Source organism: Methylobacterium sp. C33D, assembly GCF_053345825.1.
The window spans coordinates 130552-147163 of record NZ_JBKFAV010000007.1 but is presented as its reverse complement, the minus strand read 5'-3'; the positions used below and the strand labels follow the sequence as shown (position 1 = coordinate 147163).

Annotated in this window: 25 protein-coding genes; 11 read left to right on the top strand and 14 right to left on the bottom strand. The window is 74.1% G+C overall.

Features of this window, described 5'->3' with window-relative positions:
• Nucleotides 1-6: 6 nt before the first annotated feature.
• The 5 genes from ACLBXO_RS07365 to ACLBXO_RS07345 all read right to left on the bottom strand — a co-directional run bounded on the left by ACLBXO_RS07365 (nt 7) and on the right by ACLBXO_RS07345 (nt 3449).
• Nucleotides 7-1056: a phosphatase PAP2 family protein gene (locus ACLBXO_RS07365; RefSeq protein WP_447684972.1), complete on the bottom strand. Its 1050-nt coding sequence runs from the start codon at nt 1054-1056 to the stop codon at nt 7-9.
• Between the two features lie 122 nt (nt 1057-1178).
• A complete protein-coding gene (locus ACLBXO_RS07360; RefSeq protein ID WP_447684971.1) occupies nt 1179-1439 on the bottom strand; it encodes a hypothetical protein in 261 nt (86 codons plus the stop codon).
• Nucleotides 1440-1655: 216 nt separating this feature from the next.
• The gene (locus ACLBXO_RS07355; protein ID WP_331316675.1) at nt 1656-2186 is read right to left on the bottom strand and encodes a MucR family transcriptional regulator; all 531 of its coding nucleotides are present in this window, start codon (nt 2184-2186) and stop codon (nt 1656-1658) included.
• A 348-nt stretch (nt 2187-2534) separates the two neighbouring features.
• Nucleotides 2535-2837 carry a hypothetical protein gene (locus ACLBXO_RS07350; RefSeq protein ID WP_447684970.1) on the bottom strand — a complete coding sequence of 101 codons (303 nt, stop codon included), beginning with the start codon at nt 2835-2837 and terminating at the stop codon, nt 2535-2537.
• Nucleotides 2838-3023: 186 nt separating this feature from the next.
• Nucleotides 3024-3449, bottom strand: coding sequence for a hypothetical protein (locus ACLBXO_RS07345; RefSeq protein ID WP_447684969.1), 426 nt, complete (start codon nt 3447-3449; stop codon nt 3024-3026).
• 96 nt (nt 3450-3545) lie between these two features.
• Here ACLBXO_RS07345 and ACLBXO_RS07340 point away from each other — a divergent pair, with 96 nt between their 5' ends.
• Nucleotides 3546-4304 (top strand): CDP-diacylglycerol diphosphatase, encoded by a 759-nt coding sequence (locus ACLBXO_RS07340; protein ID WP_447684968.1) that lies wholly within the window; start codon nt 3546-3548, stop codon nt 4302-4304.
• An 82-nt stretch (nt 4305-4386) separates the two neighbouring features.
• Entirely contained in the window at nt 4387-4716 is a 330-nt protein-coding gene (locus ACLBXO_RS07335) for a hypothetical protein (protein ID WP_447684967.1), read from the top strand.
• A gap of 47 nt (nt 4717-4763) precedes the next feature.
• Here ACLBXO_RS07335 and ACLBXO_RS07330 read toward each other — a convergent pair whose 3' ends face one another.
• The gene (locus ACLBXO_RS07330) at nt 4764-4931 is read right to left on the bottom strand and encodes a hypothetical protein (RefSeq protein ID WP_447684966.1); all 168 of its coding nucleotides are present in this window, start codon (nt 4929-4931) and stop codon (nt 4764-4766) included.
• 166 nt (nt 4932-5097) lie between these two features.
• Between ACLBXO_RS07330 and ACLBXO_RS07325 the strand changes: the two genes are divergently transcribed.
• Nucleotides 5098-5355, top strand: coding sequence for a hypothetical protein (locus tag ACLBXO_RS07325; protein ID WP_447684965.1), 258 nt, complete (start codon nt 5098-5100; stop codon nt 5353-5355).
• 26 nt (nt 5356-5381) lie between these two features.
• Here ACLBXO_RS07325 and ACLBXO_RS07320 read toward each other — a convergent pair whose 3' ends face one another.
• A complete protein-coding gene (locus ACLBXO_RS07320) occupies nt 5382-5567 on the bottom strand; it encodes a hypothetical protein (RefSeq protein ID WP_331316664.1) in 186 nt (61 codons plus the stop codon).
• A gap of 155 nt (nt 5568-5722) precedes the next feature.
• Nucleotides 5723-5986 (bottom strand): hypothetical protein, encoded by a 264-nt coding sequence (locus ACLBXO_RS07315; protein ID WP_447684964.1) that lies wholly within the window; start codon nt 5984-5986, stop codon nt 5723-5725.
• A 226-nt stretch (nt 5987-6212) separates the two neighbouring features.
• Here ACLBXO_RS07315 and ACLBXO_RS07310 point away from each other — a divergent pair, with 226 nt between their 5' ends.
• From ACLBXO_RS07310 to ACLBXO_RS07300, 3 genes are all read left to right on the top strand, one after another.
• A complete protein-coding gene (locus ACLBXO_RS07310) occupies nt 6213-6599 on the top strand; it encodes a hypothetical protein (protein WP_447684963.1) in 387 nt (128 codons plus the stop codon).
• Nucleotides 6600-6620: 21 nt separating this feature from the next.
• Nucleotides 6621-6818: a hypothetical protein gene (locus ACLBXO_RS07305; protein WP_331316658.1), complete on the top strand. Its 198-nt coding sequence runs from the start codon at nt 6621-6623 to the stop codon at nt 6816-6818.
• A 65-nt stretch (nt 6819-6883) separates the two neighbouring features.
• A complete protein-coding gene (locus ACLBXO_RS07300; protein ID WP_447684962.1) occupies nt 6884-7222 on the top strand; it encodes a hypothetical protein in 339 nt (112 codons plus the stop codon).
• Nucleotides 7223-7265: 43 nt separating this feature from the next.
• Here ACLBXO_RS07300 and ACLBXO_RS07295 read toward each other — a convergent pair whose 3' ends face one another.
• The gene (locus ACLBXO_RS07295; protein ID WP_447684961.1) at nt 7266-7670 is read right to left on the bottom strand and encodes a hypothetical protein; all 405 of its coding nucleotides are present in this window, start codon (nt 7668-7670) and stop codon (nt 7266-7268) included.
• Between the two features lie 210 nt (nt 7671-7880).
• Here ACLBXO_RS07295 and ACLBXO_RS07290 point away from each other — a divergent pair, with 210 nt between their 5' ends.
• The gene (locus ACLBXO_RS07290; protein ID WP_331316653.1) at nt 7881-8126 is read left to right on the top strand and encodes a hypothetical protein; all 246 of its coding nucleotides are present in this window, start codon (nt 7881-7883) and stop codon (nt 8124-8126) included.
• A 17-nt stretch (nt 8127-8143) separates the two neighbouring features.
• Here the strand turns inward: ACLBXO_RS07290 and ACLBXO_RS07285 are convergent, their stop codons facing one another.
• Nucleotides 8144-8884 (bottom strand): DUF4336 domain-containing protein, encoded by a 741-nt coding sequence (locus ACLBXO_RS07285; protein WP_447684960.1) that lies wholly within the window; start codon nt 8882-8884, stop codon nt 8144-8146.
• Nucleotides 8885-8987: 103 nt separating this feature from the next.
• Entirely contained in the window at nt 8988-9572 is a 585-nt protein-coding gene (locus ACLBXO_RS07280) for a YgjV family protein (RefSeq protein ID WP_447684959.1), read from the bottom strand.
• Between the two features lie 635 nt (nt 9573-10207).
• On the opposite strand from ACLBXO_RS07280, the gene ACLBXO_RS07275 reads away from it, so the two are divergent.
• Together ACLBXO_RS07275 and egtD are read left to right on the top strand one after the other, a co-directional pair.
• The gene (locus ACLBXO_RS07275) at nt 10208-11194 is read left to right on the top strand and encodes a methyltransferase (RefSeq protein WP_447684958.1); all 987 of its coding nucleotides are present in this window, start codon (nt 10208-10210) and stop codon (nt 11192-11194) included.
• Nucleotides 11191-12150, top strand: coding sequence for an L-histidine N(alpha)-methyltransferase (gene egtD, locus ACLBXO_RS07270; RefSeq protein WP_447684957.1), 960 nt, complete (start codon nt 11191-11193; stop codon nt 12148-12150). Before ACLBXO_RS07275 ends, egtD begins: the two co-directional genes overlap by 4 nt.
• A gap of 70 nt (nt 12151-12220) precedes the next feature.
• Here the strand turns inward: egtD and ACLBXO_RS07265 are convergent, their stop codons facing one another.
• On the bottom strand, nt 12221-12445 hold the full coding sequence (locus ACLBXO_RS07265; RefSeq protein ID WP_447684956.1) for a hypothetical protein: 225 nt from the start codon (nt 12443-12445) through the stop codon (nt 12221-12223).
• A 204-nt stretch (nt 12446-12649) separates the two neighbouring features.
• Between ACLBXO_RS07265 and ACLBXO_RS07260 the strand changes: the two genes are divergently transcribed.
• The gene (locus tag ACLBXO_RS07260) at nt 12650-13378 is read left to right on the top strand and encodes an SDR family oxidoreductase (RefSeq protein ID WP_447684955.1); all 729 of its coding nucleotides are present in this window, start codon (nt 12650-12652) and stop codon (nt 13376-13378) included.
• Nucleotides 13379-13394: 16 nt separating this feature from the next.
• Here ACLBXO_RS07260 and ACLBXO_RS07255 read toward each other — a convergent pair whose 3' ends face one another.
• Nucleotides 13395-13838, bottom strand: coding sequence for a DMT family transporter (locus ACLBXO_RS07255; protein ID WP_447684954.1), 444 nt, complete (start codon nt 13836-13838; stop codon nt 13395-13397).
• Nucleotides 13839-13882: 44 nt separating this feature from the next.
• Entirely contained in the window at nt 13883-14332 is a 450-nt protein-coding gene (locus ACLBXO_RS07250) for a DMT family transporter (protein ID WP_447684953.1), read from the bottom strand.
• A 210-nt stretch (nt 14333-14542) separates the two neighbouring features.
• On the opposite strand from ACLBXO_RS07250, the gene ACLBXO_RS07245 reads away from it, so the two are divergent.
• A complete protein-coding gene (locus ACLBXO_RS07245; RefSeq protein ID WP_447684952.1) occupies nt 14543-16576 on the top strand; it encodes an OPT family oligopeptide transporter in 2034 nt (677 codons plus the stop codon).
• Nucleotides 16577-16612 lie beyond the last annotated feature (36 nt).

Sequence of the window (16612 nt, the reverse complement as noted above, 5' to 3'; positions counted from 1 at the left end):
GGGTCGTCAGGCGTCGGCGGGCCGGATCGCCTCGATCCGCCGGGCCGCCGGAGCGCGCGCGGCCGGATCGGCGGTCGGGCCGCGCCGCCGGGCCCGGCAGGCCAGGGCCGCGAAGGCCAGGAGGCCGCCCGCCAGCACGTCCGGCAGGTAGTGGCCGCCCGACCCGATCGTCGCGACGATGACGGCGGCGTTGAGCAGGGCGGCCAGGGGGCCGAGGAGCGGCACCGGCGCCAGCGCCCAGGCCGTGAGGAGCGCGAGGCAGACGTGGAAGGACGGGAAGGTCGCGAGGCCGCGCAGGTCGCCGAGCGCCAGCGCGTGCAGGGTGCCGGCCCGCAGCCGCGCCACCGGCTCCAGGTGCCAGAGCGCGCCGACCGTCTCGAGGGGCTCTGAGGGGACGACCCGCGGGGCGTAGTGGGCGTAGGGGCCGAGCGCCGGCAGGAGGGCGGCCAGGACGATCACGCACAGCAGCGTCGCGGCGAACAGCCGGATGTAGGTCCAGAGCCGGCCGAGCCGGCGGGTCGCGCTCAGCGCGATCACCACGAGCCCGACCTGCGGGCCGCTGGAATGGTAGGCGAGCGACAGCCACCACGACAGGGCCGGGTGCCGCGCCAGGAACGCCACGTGAGCCGTCCAGTCGAAGCCGAGGGCGGTCTCGATGCGGGCCAGCGCGGGATCGACGAAGGGCAACCCGATCCCGGCGGCGAGGAAGTGCAGGACCGCCACCGGCACCGTGAAGGCGATGAGGAACGCGCTCGCCAGGGCCATGCCGCGCAGGGGCGGATCGGACTTCACCGTGCTCAGGCAGGCCGCGGCGAGCAGCAGGACGAGGGAGGCCAGCCCGGCGAGGCCGAAGCCCAGAGGCTCGGCGGCGATGCCGGACGCCGTCATCCAGACGGCGTCGACCGCGACGATCGCCAGGGTCAGGGCCCAGAGGCGCGGGTCCGGCGCGGCGATGCCGGCGCTGTGCCGGCGCAGCGGGCGCGACCAGGGACGGGCGGGGCTTCGAACGGGGACGATGGGCTCGCGGCCGGCGTGACCGACCCGGTCTGGACGCATGATCCGGCTCACCTCGCCCGACAGGGCCGATGCTTGGCCGCGACGGAGCTCGGCCGCGACAGGGACGGGCCCGCCGGCCGGGCAGGTCGACGGGCCGACAGGGCGGGGGTGCGGTGCGGGCGTTACCGGCCGGTCGTCGGGGCGTCGCCGGTGGCCGGCGGCTTGCCGCTGCCGACCGCGCCCTCGGTCGGCGGCACGGCGGACGGGTGGGTGACGGCCTCCGTCGCGGTCTTGCCCGGATCCTTGGTGTCGGCCGCCGGACGCGGCGCGGTCTCCGCCGGAGCCGCCGACCCGGCGCCGGGCCGGTCCTGCGCCCGGGCCGCGGCCGGAAGGGCGGCCAGCGTGGCGGCGGCGAGGAGGAGGGCGGGGATCGATCGGGTCAAGCGTGGCTCCGTCGCGCGCGGTCGGGCGTTCAACCGGCCCAACGGCTGGGCGCAGGCGTCGTTCCGACGCGCGCCGGTCCGGGGCCGGTCCGGAGCCGGTCCGGGGCCGTCCGCGAGGTGACGGGCGGGTCCGGCGCGGCCGTACCCGGTCCCGTCATCTCAGGCCCCGGCGGGGCGGGCACCCGCGGCGCGCGCCGGAGCGCGCGGCCGGGGCGCTCACGCCTCCGCGGCGGCCTTCCGGGACTTGCGGCTCCTGGGGGCCTTCGTGCCGGCGCCGGCCTCCGCCGCGACGGACTCCGCGGGCTCGCTCCGCTTGGCGGCCGGGCTGCGGCGCTTGTGGCCGAGGCCGGCGTTGCGGGCGAACTCGGCGCGCATCGCCGAGTAGTTGGACGCGGTCGTCGGGTAGTCCGGCGGCAGCCCGTAGCGCTGCCGGTACTGCTCGATCGTCATGCCGTTGCCGGTGAGATGCCGCTTCAGCGTCTTGTACGGCTTGCCGTCGATGAACGAGATCAGGGCGTCGGGCGTGATCGACTTCTTGATCTGCGCGGGCGTCGCCTTCTTGAATTCGGGCTCGGCCGAGGCCGTCGTGTGCCCGAGACCGGCCAGCGCCGCGTGGACGCCGGACAGCAGCGACGGGAGGTCGGGAACCGGAACGGAGTTGTTGGCGACATAAGCCGAAACAATATCGGCGGTCAGCTCGACGAAATCGATCGGGTCCTGATGGGGTGCAGAATCGGTATCTTCCATGGGCGCCTCTCACGTGTGAGTGATCCATGAACGTGGATTCGTTTCTCGACAGTCAAGTCCTTATCTGCACGAAGATAACCCATTATGCCTGTTATCTACCGAATGGAGCGACGAATACCAACATAGATCAGTGGCGCTCTTCGTGCCGGATCTTCCCGCCACCGCTGGCCCACCGGCCGGGTCTCGCGGGCCGTCGGCCGGCCGTCCGGGCCGGCCTCTTCAGGAAGCGTTAACCCTGCTGTGGTCTCTGGCAGGGTCGCTCCGGCTTTGGGGGTAAGAAGCCGAACGACAGGCGGGCCGAGCCCTGCCCCTCCATGCTCGGCCCGCGCCCTCGCGCCGCGGCGACGCTCAGGCGTTGGCCGCGGTCCCGATCGGCGTGGTCATCGCGCCGCGCGTCCCGGGCGGGACGACGGCCTGCAGCACCCGCACGGGCCCGGCCGCGTAGTCGGCCCGGTAGCTGCGCTCCAGCGTCATCAGGGTGCGCATCGGCGCCTCGGCCAGGTCGAGGAGGCGGGCGTCGCGCCAGCGGAGCTTGGTGAGGCCGGAGCGGCCGAACCACCGCGGCCTCTCTTCCTCGACGAGCAGGACCAGCTTGCCCGTCCACGTCTTGCGGAACCAGAACCGTCCCGTGAGCTTGGCCGCGCCGAACATGCAGCACCTCGCGTCAGAGCCCCTCTCGCCAACGCGGGCCAAGCTCGGCGGTTTCCGCCGGACGCCCGTCGCCCGGCACCGGGCCGGCGCCGCGGCCATGCGCGGGCGACATGCACGGTGACGGCCGGCGCCGCGTCCCTGCCCCGGATCGCCGCGAAGCGCGCGGCGGCCCGGCCCCGTCGGACGCTATCCGCAGGTGCGGTCGCCGAGATCGCGGCCGGCCAGGCGGGTGCCGGTCGCGGTGCCGCCGGCGCGGGAGCGGTCGGCCAGGAGCGCGAGCGGGCGGCCCGCCAGGGCGCCGACGAGGCCGGCGGCGGCCTTGACGAGGAAGTCGTCGACTTTTCCGTGCCGGGTCCCGGTCAGGGTCTGGCCCGCCTCCAGGCCGCCGGCCAGGACGACGAGGCCCGCCAGGATCCAGGGCCAGTGCCGCGGGTAGGCCACCGTCATGAGCAGGCCGGCCAGGGCGTAGGCCGCGACGCGCTCGTAGCTGGGATTGGTCGTGACCACCGGACGCAGGCCGATCGGCACCAGCGTGACCGCGACGATCAGAGCCACCAGGGTCCAGGCCGCGACCCGTATCAGGCCGTGCCACTGCGCGTTCGATATCAGCATCGCGGAAACGTAACCTCACGGCGACGGCGGCCGCGTACAAGGTGGGCGCGCCGCCGCCCGTATCATAACGGCGGCGGGGGACCGGAACATCTGATCATGCGTGGTACTCTGGCCGTCGCGACTCTACTCGCCTTCTCGGCGATTCCGGCCGCCATCGCGGCCAACCCGGTGCGGGACGTGCTCTGGGTGGCGCTGCAGGGCTGCGTGCTCGCCAAGAAGGCCGCGGGCCGGAGCTTTCCCTGCCTCGCGGTCGATCTCGGCGACGCGGCGCGCCCGGGAACGGCGGTGCTGCGCGCGCCGGGCCAGCCCACCCACACGGTGGTGATGCCCACCGACAGCGTCTCGGGCATCGAGGCCCCGGTTCTCCAGGGGCCGCGCGGAGCGGCCTACTGGCGGGCGGCGCTCGCGGCCCGGCACTACGTGTCGGACGCGCTCCAGGGCCGCCTGCCCGTCTCGGCGGTGGGCCTGGAGGTGAATTCCGTCGGCGGCCGCAGCCAGGATCAGCTGCACATCCACCTCGACTGCATGCGCCGGGGCGTCATGGCGGCCCTGAAGGCCCACGGCGACGCCGTCGGCGAGAGCTGGGCCCCGTTCCCGGTGCCGCTGGAGGAGGTGCCCTACGTCGCCATGCGGGTCCCGGCCGACGCGGTCGCGGCGTTCAACCCGTTCGCCGCGCTGGCCCGCGTGCCCGGCTGGCAAGGCCACCTGCATGACGCGAGCTTCGCGGCGGTGGAGGCCGATCCCGGGGATCCGCGGGGTGGGATGATCCTGCTGGCCTACCGGGATCCGGAGGCCAGCGCCGAGTACCTGATGGATCACGGCTGCCGGGTGGTCAGGCACGGCCGGTCCGGCTGAGCCGCCGGGCCGAGCGGCGATCAGTGTTGCTGCTACGTTCTATCCGCCCGGGGCGCGAATCGGGCATAGAGCGATCATGCGCATGCCGGTGCTCAGCTTGTCCGCGATGCTCCTCCTGGCCGCCGGACCTACGGTTGCGGGGCCGGCCGCCGGAGCGGCCGATCCGGCCGAGCTGGAGCGCGCCTGGCACCGCTGCCTGCGGGACGCCACGGGGCATCAGCCGACCGGGCAGAGCCGGGCCGGTGACGAGCGCAACGCCCTCGACGAGTGCAAGTCCCGCGAGGATGCCCTGGTGGCGGCCCTGATGTCCGGCGCGCGCCCGTCGGATGCGCGCACCGGCACGGTGTGGTCGCGGACCTGGGCGGCGTTCGTGGAGCCGCTCGCCGCGTGGTTCGGCGCGCTGCGGCGCTGAGCGCGCCCCGGCGTCTCCGAACGGGCCGCGGCGCGGGTGGTGGGAAGTCAGGCTCGGCCGATGCCGGTCGTCACCGTGCCGGTGCCGCCGCATTCGGAGCACTGCGCGTCGGCGACTTTGCCGGTGCCGCCGCAGGCCCGGCACAGGTTCTCGCCGGTGCCCGGCGTGCCGGGCGGGGCCTCGTCCCCGGGTTCGCGCGGATCCGCCTCGGCCATCGCCCGCCCTCTCCGGACGCTCCGTCCTGACCGGCAGACCGGGCCGGGCCGGCGCTGTTCCCGGTCACGCGGGTCGTCTCGCAAGTCGTGGAGGCTCGGGGCTTTCCGCGGCGTCGCACCGCGCACGACCGGGCGAACCGCGGCCCGCGCGGGCCGTTGGCGGACCATGAGCGATCAGACATCCAAGCCGCACCCGGCCACGCGCCCGGATCCCGTCACCGAGGCGCGTCGGCGCGAGATGGCGACCGAGCATCTCCTGTTCGGGACGATGCGGTTCCTGGCGCGGCGGCACCCGGACTTGCTGGACGAACTCGAGGGCAGCCTCGGCCATCTGTGGGATACGGTCGAGGGCGAGGCGCGGGACGACGAGGCCGTGCGCACCATCGCCCGGCGCATGATCAAGGGGCTGCGGGCCGAGCAGTGATCGGCCCGGCCCGGGTCACCGCGGGATTACCGCTGCGCGTCGGTCACCTTGATGGTCGGGATCATCGCCACGGCCTGCGCGGTCACGCGGTCGAACGTCTCTCCGGTGAGGCCGCGTTCCGTCGCGAGCTTCCGGATCCGGTCCGCGTGCTGCGAGAGGGTCAGGCCGAAATAGGTCTTCTCTGCCGCCTGTTCGACAGACTCGTTTGCCACGTGGTCGCTCCTGTTCATGGTTGGTGAGGCGCGCTGATTTGGGCCGGGGCGGTCGCGGCTTCAAGCCCCGGCCGCGGCCCGGGCGCCCCGGCCATGAACCGTGATCATACCGGGATCAGGGCGCGGCCCTGCCGCCCCCGCCGGCTGACTCGCCCTCAGCGGCTGCATCCGATGCAGATGCCGCGGGTGATGGCGTCGTTGCGCTCCTCGACGGCGTCGCGGCGCTCGATGCTCCCGGTCTCGTTCGGGCCGAGCGCGCCGGGATTCGGCACGGTCTGGCCGGTCGCGGCGGTGTGGGGTGCCTTGGCGGTGGTGGCGGGGCCGCCGCCGGTTCCCGTCTGGCTCACGGGATCGGCCCAGGCGGTGACGGCGGCCAGGGTCAGGGCGGCGGCCATGGCGAGCGTCGCGGATCTGCGCATGTGAAGCTCCCAGCACTGCGTGCGTCGGACTGTGCGAAACTGACGCACGCGCGCGCGAGAAGTTCCCGCACGGCCCGTCCGCGCGCGCGATCGCCGCCCTGGCGCGAGTCATTCGGCGCTCGAATGCGGCGGTTCACCTTCAGGCGTAACGGCTAAGCCATTTTGAGAACTGTCTTCGCATCTGAATCAGCGGATCGTGGTGGTGTAAGATTCGGAGGCGTACGTCATGAACCCGACCGTCAAGGCCGTGCTGCTGAACGAGCGGACCACCGTGCTCTCGGCCATCGCGGCGCGGCAGGGCACCGTCTCCGACCTCCTGGTGCAGATCAACGGCGTCGAGAACGACATCTGGCGGCTGCGCCATCGCCTCATCGACATCGAGGCCTACCTGATCGGTCATCGCGTCGAGCTGCCCGACGCCGGGGCTGGGCAGGCCGAGGCGGCGGACGGGACGGAGGCCCCGGTCCCGCACCCTGCGCTGCCGCAGCCCGCGCCGCGGCCGGGCGAGGTGATCGGCCTGCCGAGCTGCAAGCCGCTCGGCGATTTCGTCCGCCCGAAGACGTCCGCGCGGAAGGCCCAGGCGACCGCGGCCCGTCAGGTCGAGACCGCCTGAGGCCGCCCGGGGATCACGACCATGCACCGCCTCCGCAACGGTCTCCGGCGCAGGTCCGCGCCGCCGGTCCCGGCCCTGCCCGAGAGCCTGACGCGCTTCGTGTCGCCGCCGGTTCCCGAGGCCGGATGGATCACCGCGCCGCTCCGGGACATCGGCATGGCGCTGCTGGTCGGCGTCGTCGTCGCGCTCGTCGGCGGCCGCATCCTCGAAGCCTGGTAGCCGCTCCTGACTGTATCCCGGCCATGGCCTATGAGGATCGGTGAGGATCCCGAGGGGGTGGACGGATGGGCAACGGCGACGGCAGCGGCGCGCCGAGCGCGAAGATCGCGGAGGTCCAGCGCCTCGCCACGGCGCTCGCGGCGCGGGTGCGCTACGCGCAGCTGGTGGGCCGGCCGGTCTACGAGGCGCAGATCTCCGCGCTGGTCGGCGCCGCGCGCCTGATGGACGAGGAGCGGGCCCCGTGGCCACCGATGGTGGAGGAGGTGCTGACCGAGCTCGCCCGCACGATCGAGGGGGCCGATCCCACCGAGGGCGTGGCGGGGAACGCGGTGGGGGACGCTGCGGGCGATCCGGCGGGCGATCCGGCGGGCGATCCGGCGAAGGACTCGCCCGGACGGCCTTGAACGCACCGCTCCCGCCGGCTCCCCGTCGTCACCCTGATAGCGGTCATCGCGCGATCGCTTGGGGCTCCCGACCGGGATCGCGCGGAGACCGGCGGCGTCGGTCGCGCGCCCGCAGCCAGATGGCCGCGTCCAGCACGACGACGGGCGCCACCGCCAGGGCCGCCGCCAGGGTGCGGTTGCGCCGCGGATTCGCCGGCGTGGCACGGGCCGCCAGCAGCCCGGCATCGAGGAGATCCCCGCAGACCCGCAGGCCGAGGTGGCGCTCCGGCTCGTCGGCGGCCAGGATCGCCGCGCCCGAGGCGATCTCGCGCAGGCCGTAGAGCTGGACCAGGGCCTCGTGGCCCTCGAGGCCGGTCGCGGCGGCGACGCGGCGGGGCGCGAAGGTCTCGGCGAGGCCGAGCCCGATCCCGAACCAGGCCAGCCCGCGGGCCATCTGTCGGTCATCCATCTGCGATCCTGCTCCGCGCGGCCACCGGTCCATGGTTGGCCAACCGGGCGGTCCCGGCCGTGTTCCGGACCGGCGTGAGGCCGGAACTTCGCGACGAAGGGCCGATTGATCAGGGTGCCGGCACGGAGATCCGCGCCCGTCGCCGCCGCAGCGACGCGCGTCCCCGGCCGCAGTCCCTCAACCCGCTCGCGTCGTGAAGTCGATGGCCGCATGATCCTGAGCCTGCAGGCCGTGCAGGTCGCGACCGGAAGCGACGATGCCGAGAGTCAGCTCGTTTTCGCCGACGGGTTCCTGGTCGCGGTCCTGGTCCGTCTCTCGGCGCAGCACGACGTGGATGCCGGGAAGTGGTTCCTGGAGGCCGGGTTCGGCCCGATCGGGCCCGCCGCGCCGCCGCCGTTCGCGGACCTGCCGGCGGCCCGGGCCTGGATCCTGCGGCAGCTGATCGCGGCGGCCTGACCGCGAGGCCGGCCGTCTCAGGGCGGCGTCCCGAGCCAGCGGAGGGAGCGTCTCAGACGCGCCGCACCGTCCGCGGCGAACCACAGGCCGTGCGCGAACACGACCCGCTCCGGTGCCAGGCCGACGAGATCCGCGGCCGCCCGCGCGGCGTCGCGCCGCCGGAGCCTGATCACGAGGCGCAGGTAGGGGGGCGGCTCGCCGTGCGGCGGCGTCATGCGGGCGAGGCGCAGGAACGGGCGCAGGAGCGCCGGCATCTTGGCGGGCTCCAGGTTGAGGACGAGGTCGGTCAGGATCAGGGTGCGGCTCGCGCCGTGGAAGAACGCGACCTCGCGGAAGCCGAGCCCGCCCGGCACGACGAGCTGGCGCAGGTCTCCCGCCCAGTCGGGCGGCGCCGCATCCCCGAGCACCCGGTCGACGCGCAGGCCGGCGCGGCGGACCTGGCGACGCTCGCGCAGGTTCGGGGCCGCCCAGGTCAGGGCCTCCGGACAGTGGTCCTGCCAGGCTTTCAGGTAGGTCCAGTGCGCGATGTTGGGCGCGACCAGGTGGCGGATCGGTCCGAGCGCCGCGATCGCGCGGTGCAAACCCGCGTCGAAGCGCGTCGGCGAGTGCAGCCAGAGCGATCCGTCCCCGAGCCGCACGACGGTCATCCGGACGGGCAGGGGAATGCCGAGGGCGCGAAGCGGTCCGCTGTCGACGATCCAGACGCCCTCGGCCACCGGCTTGAGCACGTCGAGGGGCGGATAGGTCGCGTCGGGCAAATCCCGCTCTCTTCCTCGGCCGCGGGACGTCACGCGCCCGCACCTGTGCAACGGCGGGGCCGCGGCGGGTTTCCCGGATCGATCGCCGCAGGCCCGGCGCGCGTCACGCCCGCGCGCAGTCGGGCGCGACCGGCTCCAGCGGCGGGACCGGGGCGGCGCGCAGCAGCGCGATCGCGAGACCGAGGATCGTCAGCACGTCGCAGGTCAGTCCGAAGACCGAGCCGACCAGCAGATTGTGCCCGGCCCAGCACAGGGAGGCGCCGAGGAAGAGCTGGCGCATCGTCTGCGGCGCCACCTGGAGGCGCGCGCCGGTGGCGAGCAGCGCGCCCGTCGCCGCGCAGGCCGACGGCCACCCGTTCCACGTGGCGACCGTCAGGCACGCCGCCGCCAGGGTGCTCGCGGCGAAGACGGGCGGGACCCAGCCGCTCCGGCCGGGCGCGCCGACGCAGCGGAGGGAGACGAGGCTCTGCAGCACCGAGATCGCGCACATCGCCGTCCCGGTGAGCGCCCCGAGCGTCAGGTAATGCGCGCCGAAGCAGGCGGCACAGGCCGCCGAGGCCGCGAGGATCCAGGTCCGCCGCGGCATCACGCCGGCAGTAAAACCCAGGATCAGGCCCAGGGACCCGAACAGATCGAGATGCGTCGCGGCGGCGGCGGACCAGGAATACAGGAATGATGCGGCGTTCATCGTGCGCGACCGGCCGGCGCGGGGGCGCCGTTACAGCCGATCGCGCTAGGATCGCACGGTAATCGGATGGTTAACGCCGTCTCGGGCGACGATCACGGTGCGGCGAGCGTGGCCGCTCCGCCGCACCGCGCCCCCGCGCGCCGCGCATGGCCCGATCCCTCGGCCCTGGGCCGGTCCAGAATTCGCTCGCGGCCATTCAAGTATTCATCGGGATCTTTATTGCTGAGACCTGCGATTAACATAGATCAATGCGCGATCTTGCCGTGTTCGACGGGGAACAATGCCTGCGGCCTCCGGTTCTCCGGGCATTCAAGTCGGGACGACACCGCGGCCGGTCGGGCGGGGGTGCGCGCGCCCGCTACCGGTGGTGTGAACCGACGCTGAGATGCATCTTCCCACGCATGACGATCATCGTCCCGTCGCCGCGCGGTTCCGGGACTTCATCCGGCCTGGACGACGCCCGCATCGACCCGGCCCTGCTCGCCGTCCTCGTTCGGTACCGTGCGGTCCCGCCCGCAGCCGGGACCGTTCCGGAGCTTCGCGGTGCTGTTCGACCCGGGACGCCCGGCAGGTCGCCGTCGACCTCGCGTCGGGCGCCTTCGTGATGCGCCGGATGGACAGCTGAGGGCCGACCGATGACGCGTTCCGCTCCGATTGCCGCCCCGATGCCCGCTCCGTTCCCCGAGGACGAAGAGGCGGTGCTGGCGCTGGCGCGCGCGCTGCGCGAGACCGGCTACGCCTTCACCACCGTGACCCCGGCCACCCACGGCCACGTCAACGCCCGGCCGCGGAACGCCGAGGCCCGCAGCCTGCGCGACGTGTTCGGCTGGAGCCGGCCGTTCCGCGCCGACTTGGTCCCGGAGCCGATCCTGCGCCTGATGCGGGCGGCCGGCGCCGTGATCGAGGACGGCCCGCTTCTGCGGCCGACGCTGCGCTTCTCGAGCCTCGACGGCGAGCTGTTCGCCCATTCCGCGTATCCTCCGAGCGCCGCCGACGCGGTGTTCTTCGGGCCCGACACGGCGCGCTTCGCCGCGGCGGTGATCGCGCATCTCGAGGCGCGGCCGCGGCCGGTGCGCCGCGCGGTCGATATCGGCTGCGGCTCGGGCGCGGCCGGGATCTGCGTCGCCAAGCGGGCGCCGGGCGCGGAGGTGGTGCTCGTCGACATCAACCCGGCGGCCATGCGGGCGGCGCGCGTCAACGCCCGGCTCGCGGGGACCGACGGGGTCGAGGTCCGCCGCAGCGACATGCTGCGCGACGTCGAGGGCGGGTTCGACCTCGTCGTGTCGAACCCGCCCTTCATGATCGACACGGCGGAGCGGGCCTACCGGCACGGCGGCGGCCCTCTCGGGGCCGGGCTGTCGCTCGCGGTGGCCGAGCAGGCGGCGGGGCGGCTCGCGCCCGGCGGCAGCCTCGTCCTGTTCACCGGCGCGGCCATCGTCGACGGCCAGGACCCGTTCCGCGACGCCGTGGCCGACCTCTGCGGCCGGTCCGGGCTGGATTGGACCTACCGCGAGTTCGACCCGGACGCGTACGGGGAGGAACTGGCGACGGCCGCCTACGACGTCGTCGAGCGGCTCGCCCTCGTCGTCCTGACCGCCACGCGCCCGGTGACCCGGCCATGACCGATCCCTTGACCGATCCCGTGACCGAGAGCTCAGCCGACACCTTCCTCCGGGACGCCCTCGCGGGCCTGACCGCCGAGCCGAAGACGCTGCCGGGCAAGTATCTCTGGGACGAGACCGGCTCGGACCTGTTCGACAGGATCTGCCACAGCGCCGACTACTACCCGACCGCCCAGGAGATGACCGTCCTCCCGCAGGCCGCCGCCGACGTGGCGCGGCGGGTGCCGCCGGGGGTGACCGTCGTCGAGTTCGGCAGCGGCGCGAGCCGCAAGATCCGCACGCTCCTCGACGCGCTGCCCGAGCCGGCGGCCTACGTGGCGATCGACATCTCGGGGGCGTACCTGGAGGCCGCGATCCGGCGGCTCGCCGCGGATTACCCCGGCATCCCGATGATCCCGGTCTGCGCGGATTACTCGACGCCGGTCCGGCTGCCGCGCGCGGCGGGGCCGGGCGGCATCCTGGGCTTCTATCCGGGAACGAGCATCGGCAACTTCGACCCGCGCGAGGCCCGGCTGTTCCTGGAGCGCGCGCGCGCGACGCTCGGGCCGAGCCTGTTCCTCGTCGGCGCGGACGGCACCGCCGACCCGGACCGCCTGCAGCGCGCCTACGGGCGCGCCGACGGCCTGATGGCCGCGTTCCACCGCAACATCCTGACGCGGCTGAACCGGGAGCTCGGCGCCGATCTCGACAGCGACAATTTCCGGCACGCCGTCCGGCTCTGCCCGGACCCGCTGCGGGTGGAGGCCCACCTCGTCGCGACGCGGCCCGCCACCTACCGGCTTGGCGACCGGACCGTCGCGTTCGCGGCCGGGGAGAGCGTCCGGACCGACACGTCGCACAAGTACCCCGCGGACGCCTTTCGGGCGCTCGCGGTCGAGAGCGGCTGGCAGCCCCGCGCCCTGTGGACCGCCGAGGACGGGGACTTCAACCTCCACCTGCTGCAGGCGGAGGCCTGACCCGGCAGGGGGCCCCTGGCCCGACGCGCCCTCCCGCGCCGAGCCGGCACCCGGCCCGGCGGCGCGCGCTCTAGATGGCCTGGATCGGCGCGTGCTTGCCGTCGTGGGCGGAGCCCAATTCCATGCTCCGGGTCTCGCCGGCCTGGCGCTGGTCCCGGGCCGGCGGCGGGTAATCCGTCAGCGGGCGCCAGGGGGCGGCCGGGGCGCCGAGGCGCGCGCCGGACGGGCGCATGGACATCCAGACCGCGACGGCCATCCACGGGACGACGAAGAAGACGAAGGCGGCGAGCCCCACGGCGATCCTCCTTGGTACGGTGACGCCGGGAGAACGCCCGAACGGCGGCCGCAGATCCGACGCGATCGGGCCTGGAGCCCGGCGCGGTCAGAACCTACAAGGATGGGCCGCTCAGCCGGGCCCTCCGGACCTGATCGGCGGCCCCGCCGGGCGCGGCCCGGTCCGGATGCCGTCACGGCGCCGCGCAGCCTGCTGGAGCGAGCAATGGCAGATCTTTCCGGAAAGACGGTCCTGGTCACGGCGGCGGGTCAGGGGATCGGGCGCGCCAGCGCGCTCGCCTTCGCCCGCGCCGGGGCGCGGGTCCACGCCACCGACATCAACGCGGGCGCCCTCGCCGAGCTGCGCGCCGACAACCTCAGCACCGCGACCCTCGACGTGCTGGACGCGGACGCGGTCGGCGCCCTGGTCGCGCGCATCGGCGCGGTCGACATCCTGTTCAACTGCGCCGGCACCGTGCACGCCGGCACCATCCTGGAGATGCGCGACGACGAGCTCGACTTCGCCCTCGACCTCAACGTCAAGGCGATGATCCGCACGATCCGGGCGGTCCTGCCCGGAATGCTGGAGCGCCGCGACGGCGCCATCGTCAACATGGCCTCGGTCGCCTCCTCGGTGAAGGGCGTGCCCAACCGCTTCGCCTACGGGGTGACGAAGGCGGCGGTGATCGGCCTGACCAAGGCGGTGGCCGCCGACTATGTCGGCCACAACATCCGCTGCAACGCGATCTGCCCGGGCACCGTCGAGAGCCCGTCGCTGCAGGACCGGATCCGGGCGCAGGGCGACTACGAGCAGACCCGCGCGGCCTTCGTCGCGCGCCAGCCGATCGGCCGGCTCGGCACGCCCGAGGAGATCGCCGACCTCGCCGTCTACCTCGCGGGCGCGACCTACACGACCGGTCAGGCCGTCCTGATCGACGGCGGCTGGACGATCTGATCCGCCGGGACGGGCGTCAGAACCGGGCGACCAGCGCCACGCCGCCGATCATCAGGGCGCCGCCCAGGACGCGCCACAGGCCGGCCTCGTGGACCTTGAAGCCCACGAGGCCGAAATGGTCGAGCAGGATCGAGGTGACGACGCCCGCGGTCACGATCAGCCCCAGGAAGGTGGCGGCCCCGATCCGCTTGGACACGGAGAGCTGCGCCATCGTCAGGCCCGCGCTCATCAGGCCGCCGAGCCACGCCCACCAGGGCACCTGCGCGAGGCGGTCCGTCGCCGGCAGCCCGTACTGCCCCGTCACCAGCATGGCGACGCAGATCGCCGCGACGCTGATGAGGAGGCTGACCACGCCGGCGAGCAGCGGCCGCGCGAGGGACTTGGCGAGGCCAGCGTTCTGGCCCGGTTCGATCGCGGTGGCGATGCCCGCGAGCAGCGCGAATCCGTAGAGGAAGAGCATGCTGGGATCCTGAAGGGTGCGAGGCGTTCGGAGCGGCGGGCCCGTCAGAACACCGCCACGAGGGCGACGCCCGCGACCATCAGGGCGCCGCCGAGGATGCGCCAGCGCCTGGCGGGGTGGCGCTCGAAGCCCACGAGGCCGTGATGGTCGAGGATGATGGAGCCGACCACGCCCGCGGTGATCACGCAGCCCAGGAACGGCGCCGCGCCGATGCTCTCGGCGATGTAGAGCTGCGCCAGGACGACCGCGGCCCCGAGAACGCCGCCCGGCCACGCCCACCAGGGGACGGGCGTCGCCGCTTCGGCCTGCCTCCGGCCGCGCAGCCGGGCGACCAGCATCGCGGCGAGGAAGCAGGCGATCGCGAGGCCGAAGCAGAACAGGCCCGCGAGCATCGGCTGCCCCGTCACCTTTGCCAGCGTGGCGTTCTGGCCGGGCTCGATGGCGTTCGCGACCCCGGCCACGAGGGCGATGCCGTAGAGGTACCACTTGGACAAGGCGGCGCCTTCCGGAGGAGGAGCGGTCCGCACCCGGACGGGGCGGTCTGCTGCCAAACCCGCCGCCGCGCCGGGCGACTGCATCACGGGCGCGGTCCGCGCCGGGACAGATCGCCCCAGGGTGCGGGCGAGGCCGTCCCGGCCGGGGGGGGCGGCGCGGGAACGTTTCCGGCCCCTCGCGTGCTGTGCCTGTGGCAGCCCGAGTGGATGATGGACGCCCCCAGCCCGACGATCACGCCGAAGACGCAGGACCGTCAGGCCGAGCTGACCCTCCGGGGAATCGCGCTCGGCGCGGCCATCACGGTCGTGTTCATGGCCGCCAACCTCTACATGGGCCTGAAGACCGGGATGACGTTCTCGTCCTCGATCCCGGCGGCGATGATCTCGATGGGCGCGTTCCGGCTGATGGGCGGCGCCGGCATCCTCGAGAACAACATCGTCCAGACGCAGGCCTCGGCGGCCGGCACCCTGTGCAACGTCATCCTGGCGCTCCCCGGCCTCGTCCTCGTCGGCCACTGGCACGGCTTCCCGTTCTGGCAGACCACGGCGGTCTGCCTGCTCGGCGGCCTGCTCGGGGTCGCCTTCTCGATCCCGCTCCGCCGCGCCCTCGTGTCGGGCAGCGATCTCCCCTATCCCGAGGGTATCGCCGCCGCGGAGGTGCTGAGGACCGGCCACGAGGAGCAGGGCGGTCACGGCCTGCGGGACCTGCTCGGGGCCGCCGCGGCCGCCGGGACGATCGGGCTCGCCACCACGGGGCTCAAGATCCTGGGCGAGGGTCTCAGCGGCGCGGTCAGCCTCGGCGGCGCGGTATTCCGCACCGGGACCGGCTTCTCGCTGGCGCTGGTCGGCGTCGGCTACCTCGTGGGCATCGGCGCCTGCCTCGCGCTGCTGACCGGCGTGCTGATCGCCTGGGGGATCGCGGTCCCGATCCTCACCGCCCTGTCGCCCGATCCCGCCGAGTCGGCGGGCGCGGCCGCCGAGGCGGTCTGGTCCGGTCAGGTGCGCCTCATGGGCGCCGGCATCATCGCGGTGGGCGGGCTCTGGACCGTGGGCTCGCTGGCGCGCCCGATCCTCGGGAGCATCCGCGCCGCCCTGGCCGGGAGCGGCGGTCTCGGCAAGGACCACCCCCGGGCGGAGCGCGACCTGCCGATCACCTGGGTGGCCGCCGCGACCCTGGGCCTGTGCGTGCCGCTCGCGCTCCTGTTCTGGGCCTTCGCCGGGGCCGGCGACCTCGGCGGCCTGACGATCGTGCTGGCGGTGGCCGCCACCCTGTTCACCGTCCTGTTCGGCTTCCTGATGGCGGCGGCCTGCGGGTACCTCGCGGGCCTGCTCGGTTCCTCGTCGAGCCCGATCTCGGGGATCGGCATCCTGACCACGATGGCGACCGCGCTGCTCCTGCCCCTGATCCTGGGGCATTCCGCCGGACCCGAGGGGGACCGGTTCGTCACCGGCATGGCGCTGCTGCTGACGTCGGTGATCATCACCACCTCGTCGATCGCCAACGACAACCTGCAGGACCTGAAGACCGGGCAGGTCCTCGGCGCCACGCCCTGGCACCAGCAGGTCGCGCTCATCCTCGGCGTCGGGGTCGGCGCCGTGGTGATCGCCCCGCTCCTGTCGCTGCTCTACGAGGCCTACGGCTTCGTCGGCGCGCCCGCGCGTGACGGGCAGGATGCGGGGAGCGCCATGCCGGCGCCCCAGGCGGCCCTGATGACCCAGATCGCCAGCGGCATCACGCACGGCGAATTGCCCTGGACCATGGTGCTGATCGGCGCCGGGGTCGGGGTGGTGCTGGTGGCGGCCGAGACCTGGCTGAAGCGGCGCGACCTCACCTTCCCGGCCCTGACGGTCGGGATCGGCATGTACCTGCCGCTCTCGGTGGAGGTGACGATCGCCGTCGGCGGCATCCTCGGCTGGGTCGCCGAGCGCCGGCTCCGCGCCCGGTTCGGCGCGAAGGCCGACGGGAAGGCCGACGAGAAGGCCGCGCAGAAGGCCGACAAGGCGGTCGGCGCCGCCCGCCGCCGGGGCGTCCTCCTCGCCTCCGGGTTCCTCGTCGGCGAGAGCTTCGTGGGCGTCCTGCTCGCCGGCACCGACCTCCTGGCGGGGCACAGCGCGGCGCTCGCCGTCGCCGGCAAGGATTTCGCGCCCTACGCCACCGGGCTCGGCCTCGCGGTGTTCGTGGCGGGGCTCGCCGTCTACCTGCGGATGGTGTCGCGACCGGACGCGGCCCCGCGGGGGACGTGACGGATCCGCCGGCGCCCCGGCCGGGTTCCCCGCAGG

Excerpts from the sequence above, each read along its gene's own strand:
- ACLBXO_RS07365 (WP_447684972.1), bottom strand. The coding sequence starts at position 1,056 with ATGCGTCCAGACCGGGTCGGTCACGCCGGCCGCGAGCCCATCGTCCCC.
- ACLBXO_RS07355 (WP_331316675.1), bottom strand. The coding sequence starts at position 2,186 with ATGGAAGATACCGATTCTGCACCCCATCAGGACCCGATCGATTTCGTC.
- ACLBXO_RS07350 (WP_447684970.1), bottom strand. The coding sequence starts at position 2,837 with ATGTTCGGCGCGGCCAAGCTCACGGGACGGTTCTGGTTCCGCAAGACG.
- ACLBXO_RS07345 (WP_447684969.1), bottom strand. The coding sequence starts at position 3,449 with ATGCTGATATCGAACGCGCAGTGGCACGGCCTGATACGGGTCGCGGCC.
- ACLBXO_RS07340 (WP_447684968.1), top strand. The coding sequence starts at position 3,546 with ATGCGTGGTACTCTGGCCGTCGCGACTCTACTCGCCTTCTCGGCGATT.
- ACLBXO_RS07335 (WP_447684967.1), top strand. The coding sequence starts at position 4,387 with ATGCCGGTGCTCAGCTTGTCCGCGATGCTCCTCCTGGCCGCCGGACCT.
- ACLBXO_RS07330 (WP_447684966.1), bottom strand. The coding sequence starts at position 4,931 with ATGGCCGAGGCGGATCCGCGCGAACCCGGGGACGAGGCCCCGCCCGGC.
- ACLBXO_RS07325 (WP_447684965.1), top strand. The coding sequence starts at position 5,098 with ATGAGCGATCAGACATCCAAGCCGCACCCGGCCACGCGCCCGGATCCC.
- ACLBXO_RS07315 (WP_447684964.1), bottom strand. The coding sequence starts at position 5,986 with ATGCGCAGATCCGCGACGCTCGCCATGGCCGCCGCCCTGACCCTGGCC.
- ACLBXO_RS07310 (WP_447684963.1), top strand. The coding sequence starts at position 6,213 with ATGAACCCGACCGTCAAGGCCGTGCTGCTGAACGAGCGGACCACCGTG.
- ACLBXO_RS07305 (WP_331316658.1), top strand. The coding sequence starts at position 6,621 with ATGCACCGCCTCCGCAACGGTCTCCGGCGCAGGTCCGCGCCGCCGGTC.
- ACLBXO_RS07300 (WP_447684962.1), top strand. The coding sequence starts at position 6,884 with ATGGGCAACGGCGACGGCAGCGGCGCGCCGAGCGCGAAGATCGCGGAG.
- ACLBXO_RS07295 (WP_447684961.1), bottom strand. The coding sequence starts at position 7,670 with ATGGATGACCGACAGATGGCCCGCGGGCTGGCCTGGTTCGGGATCGGG.
- ACLBXO_RS07290 (WP_331316653.1), top strand. The coding sequence starts at position 7,881 with ATGATCCTGAGCCTGCAGGCCGTGCAGGTCGCGACCGGAAGCGACGAT.
- ACLBXO_RS07280 (WP_447684959.1), bottom strand. The coding sequence starts at position 9,572 with ATGAACGCCGCATCATTCCTGTATTCCTGGTCCGCCGCCGCCGCGACG.
- ACLBXO_RS07275 (WP_447684958.1), top strand. The coding sequence starts at position 10,208 with ATGACGCGTTCCGCTCCGATTGCCGCCCCGATGCCCGCTCCGTTCCCC.
- egtD (WP_447684957.1), top strand. The coding sequence starts at position 11,191 with ATGACCGATCCCTTGACCGATCCCGTGACCGAGAGCTCAGCCGACACC.
- ACLBXO_RS07260 (WP_447684955.1), top strand. The coding sequence starts at position 12,650 with ATGGCAGATCTTTCCGGAAAGACGGTCCTGGTCACGGCGGCGGGTCAG.
- ACLBXO_RS07255 (WP_447684954.1), bottom strand. The coding sequence starts at position 13,838 with ATGCTCTTCCTCTACGGATTCGCGCTGCTCGCGGGCATCGCCACCGCG.
- ACLBXO_RS07245 (WP_447684952.1), top strand. The coding sequence starts at position 14,543 with ATGGACGCCCCCAGCCCGACGATCACGCCGAAGACGCAGGACCGTCAG.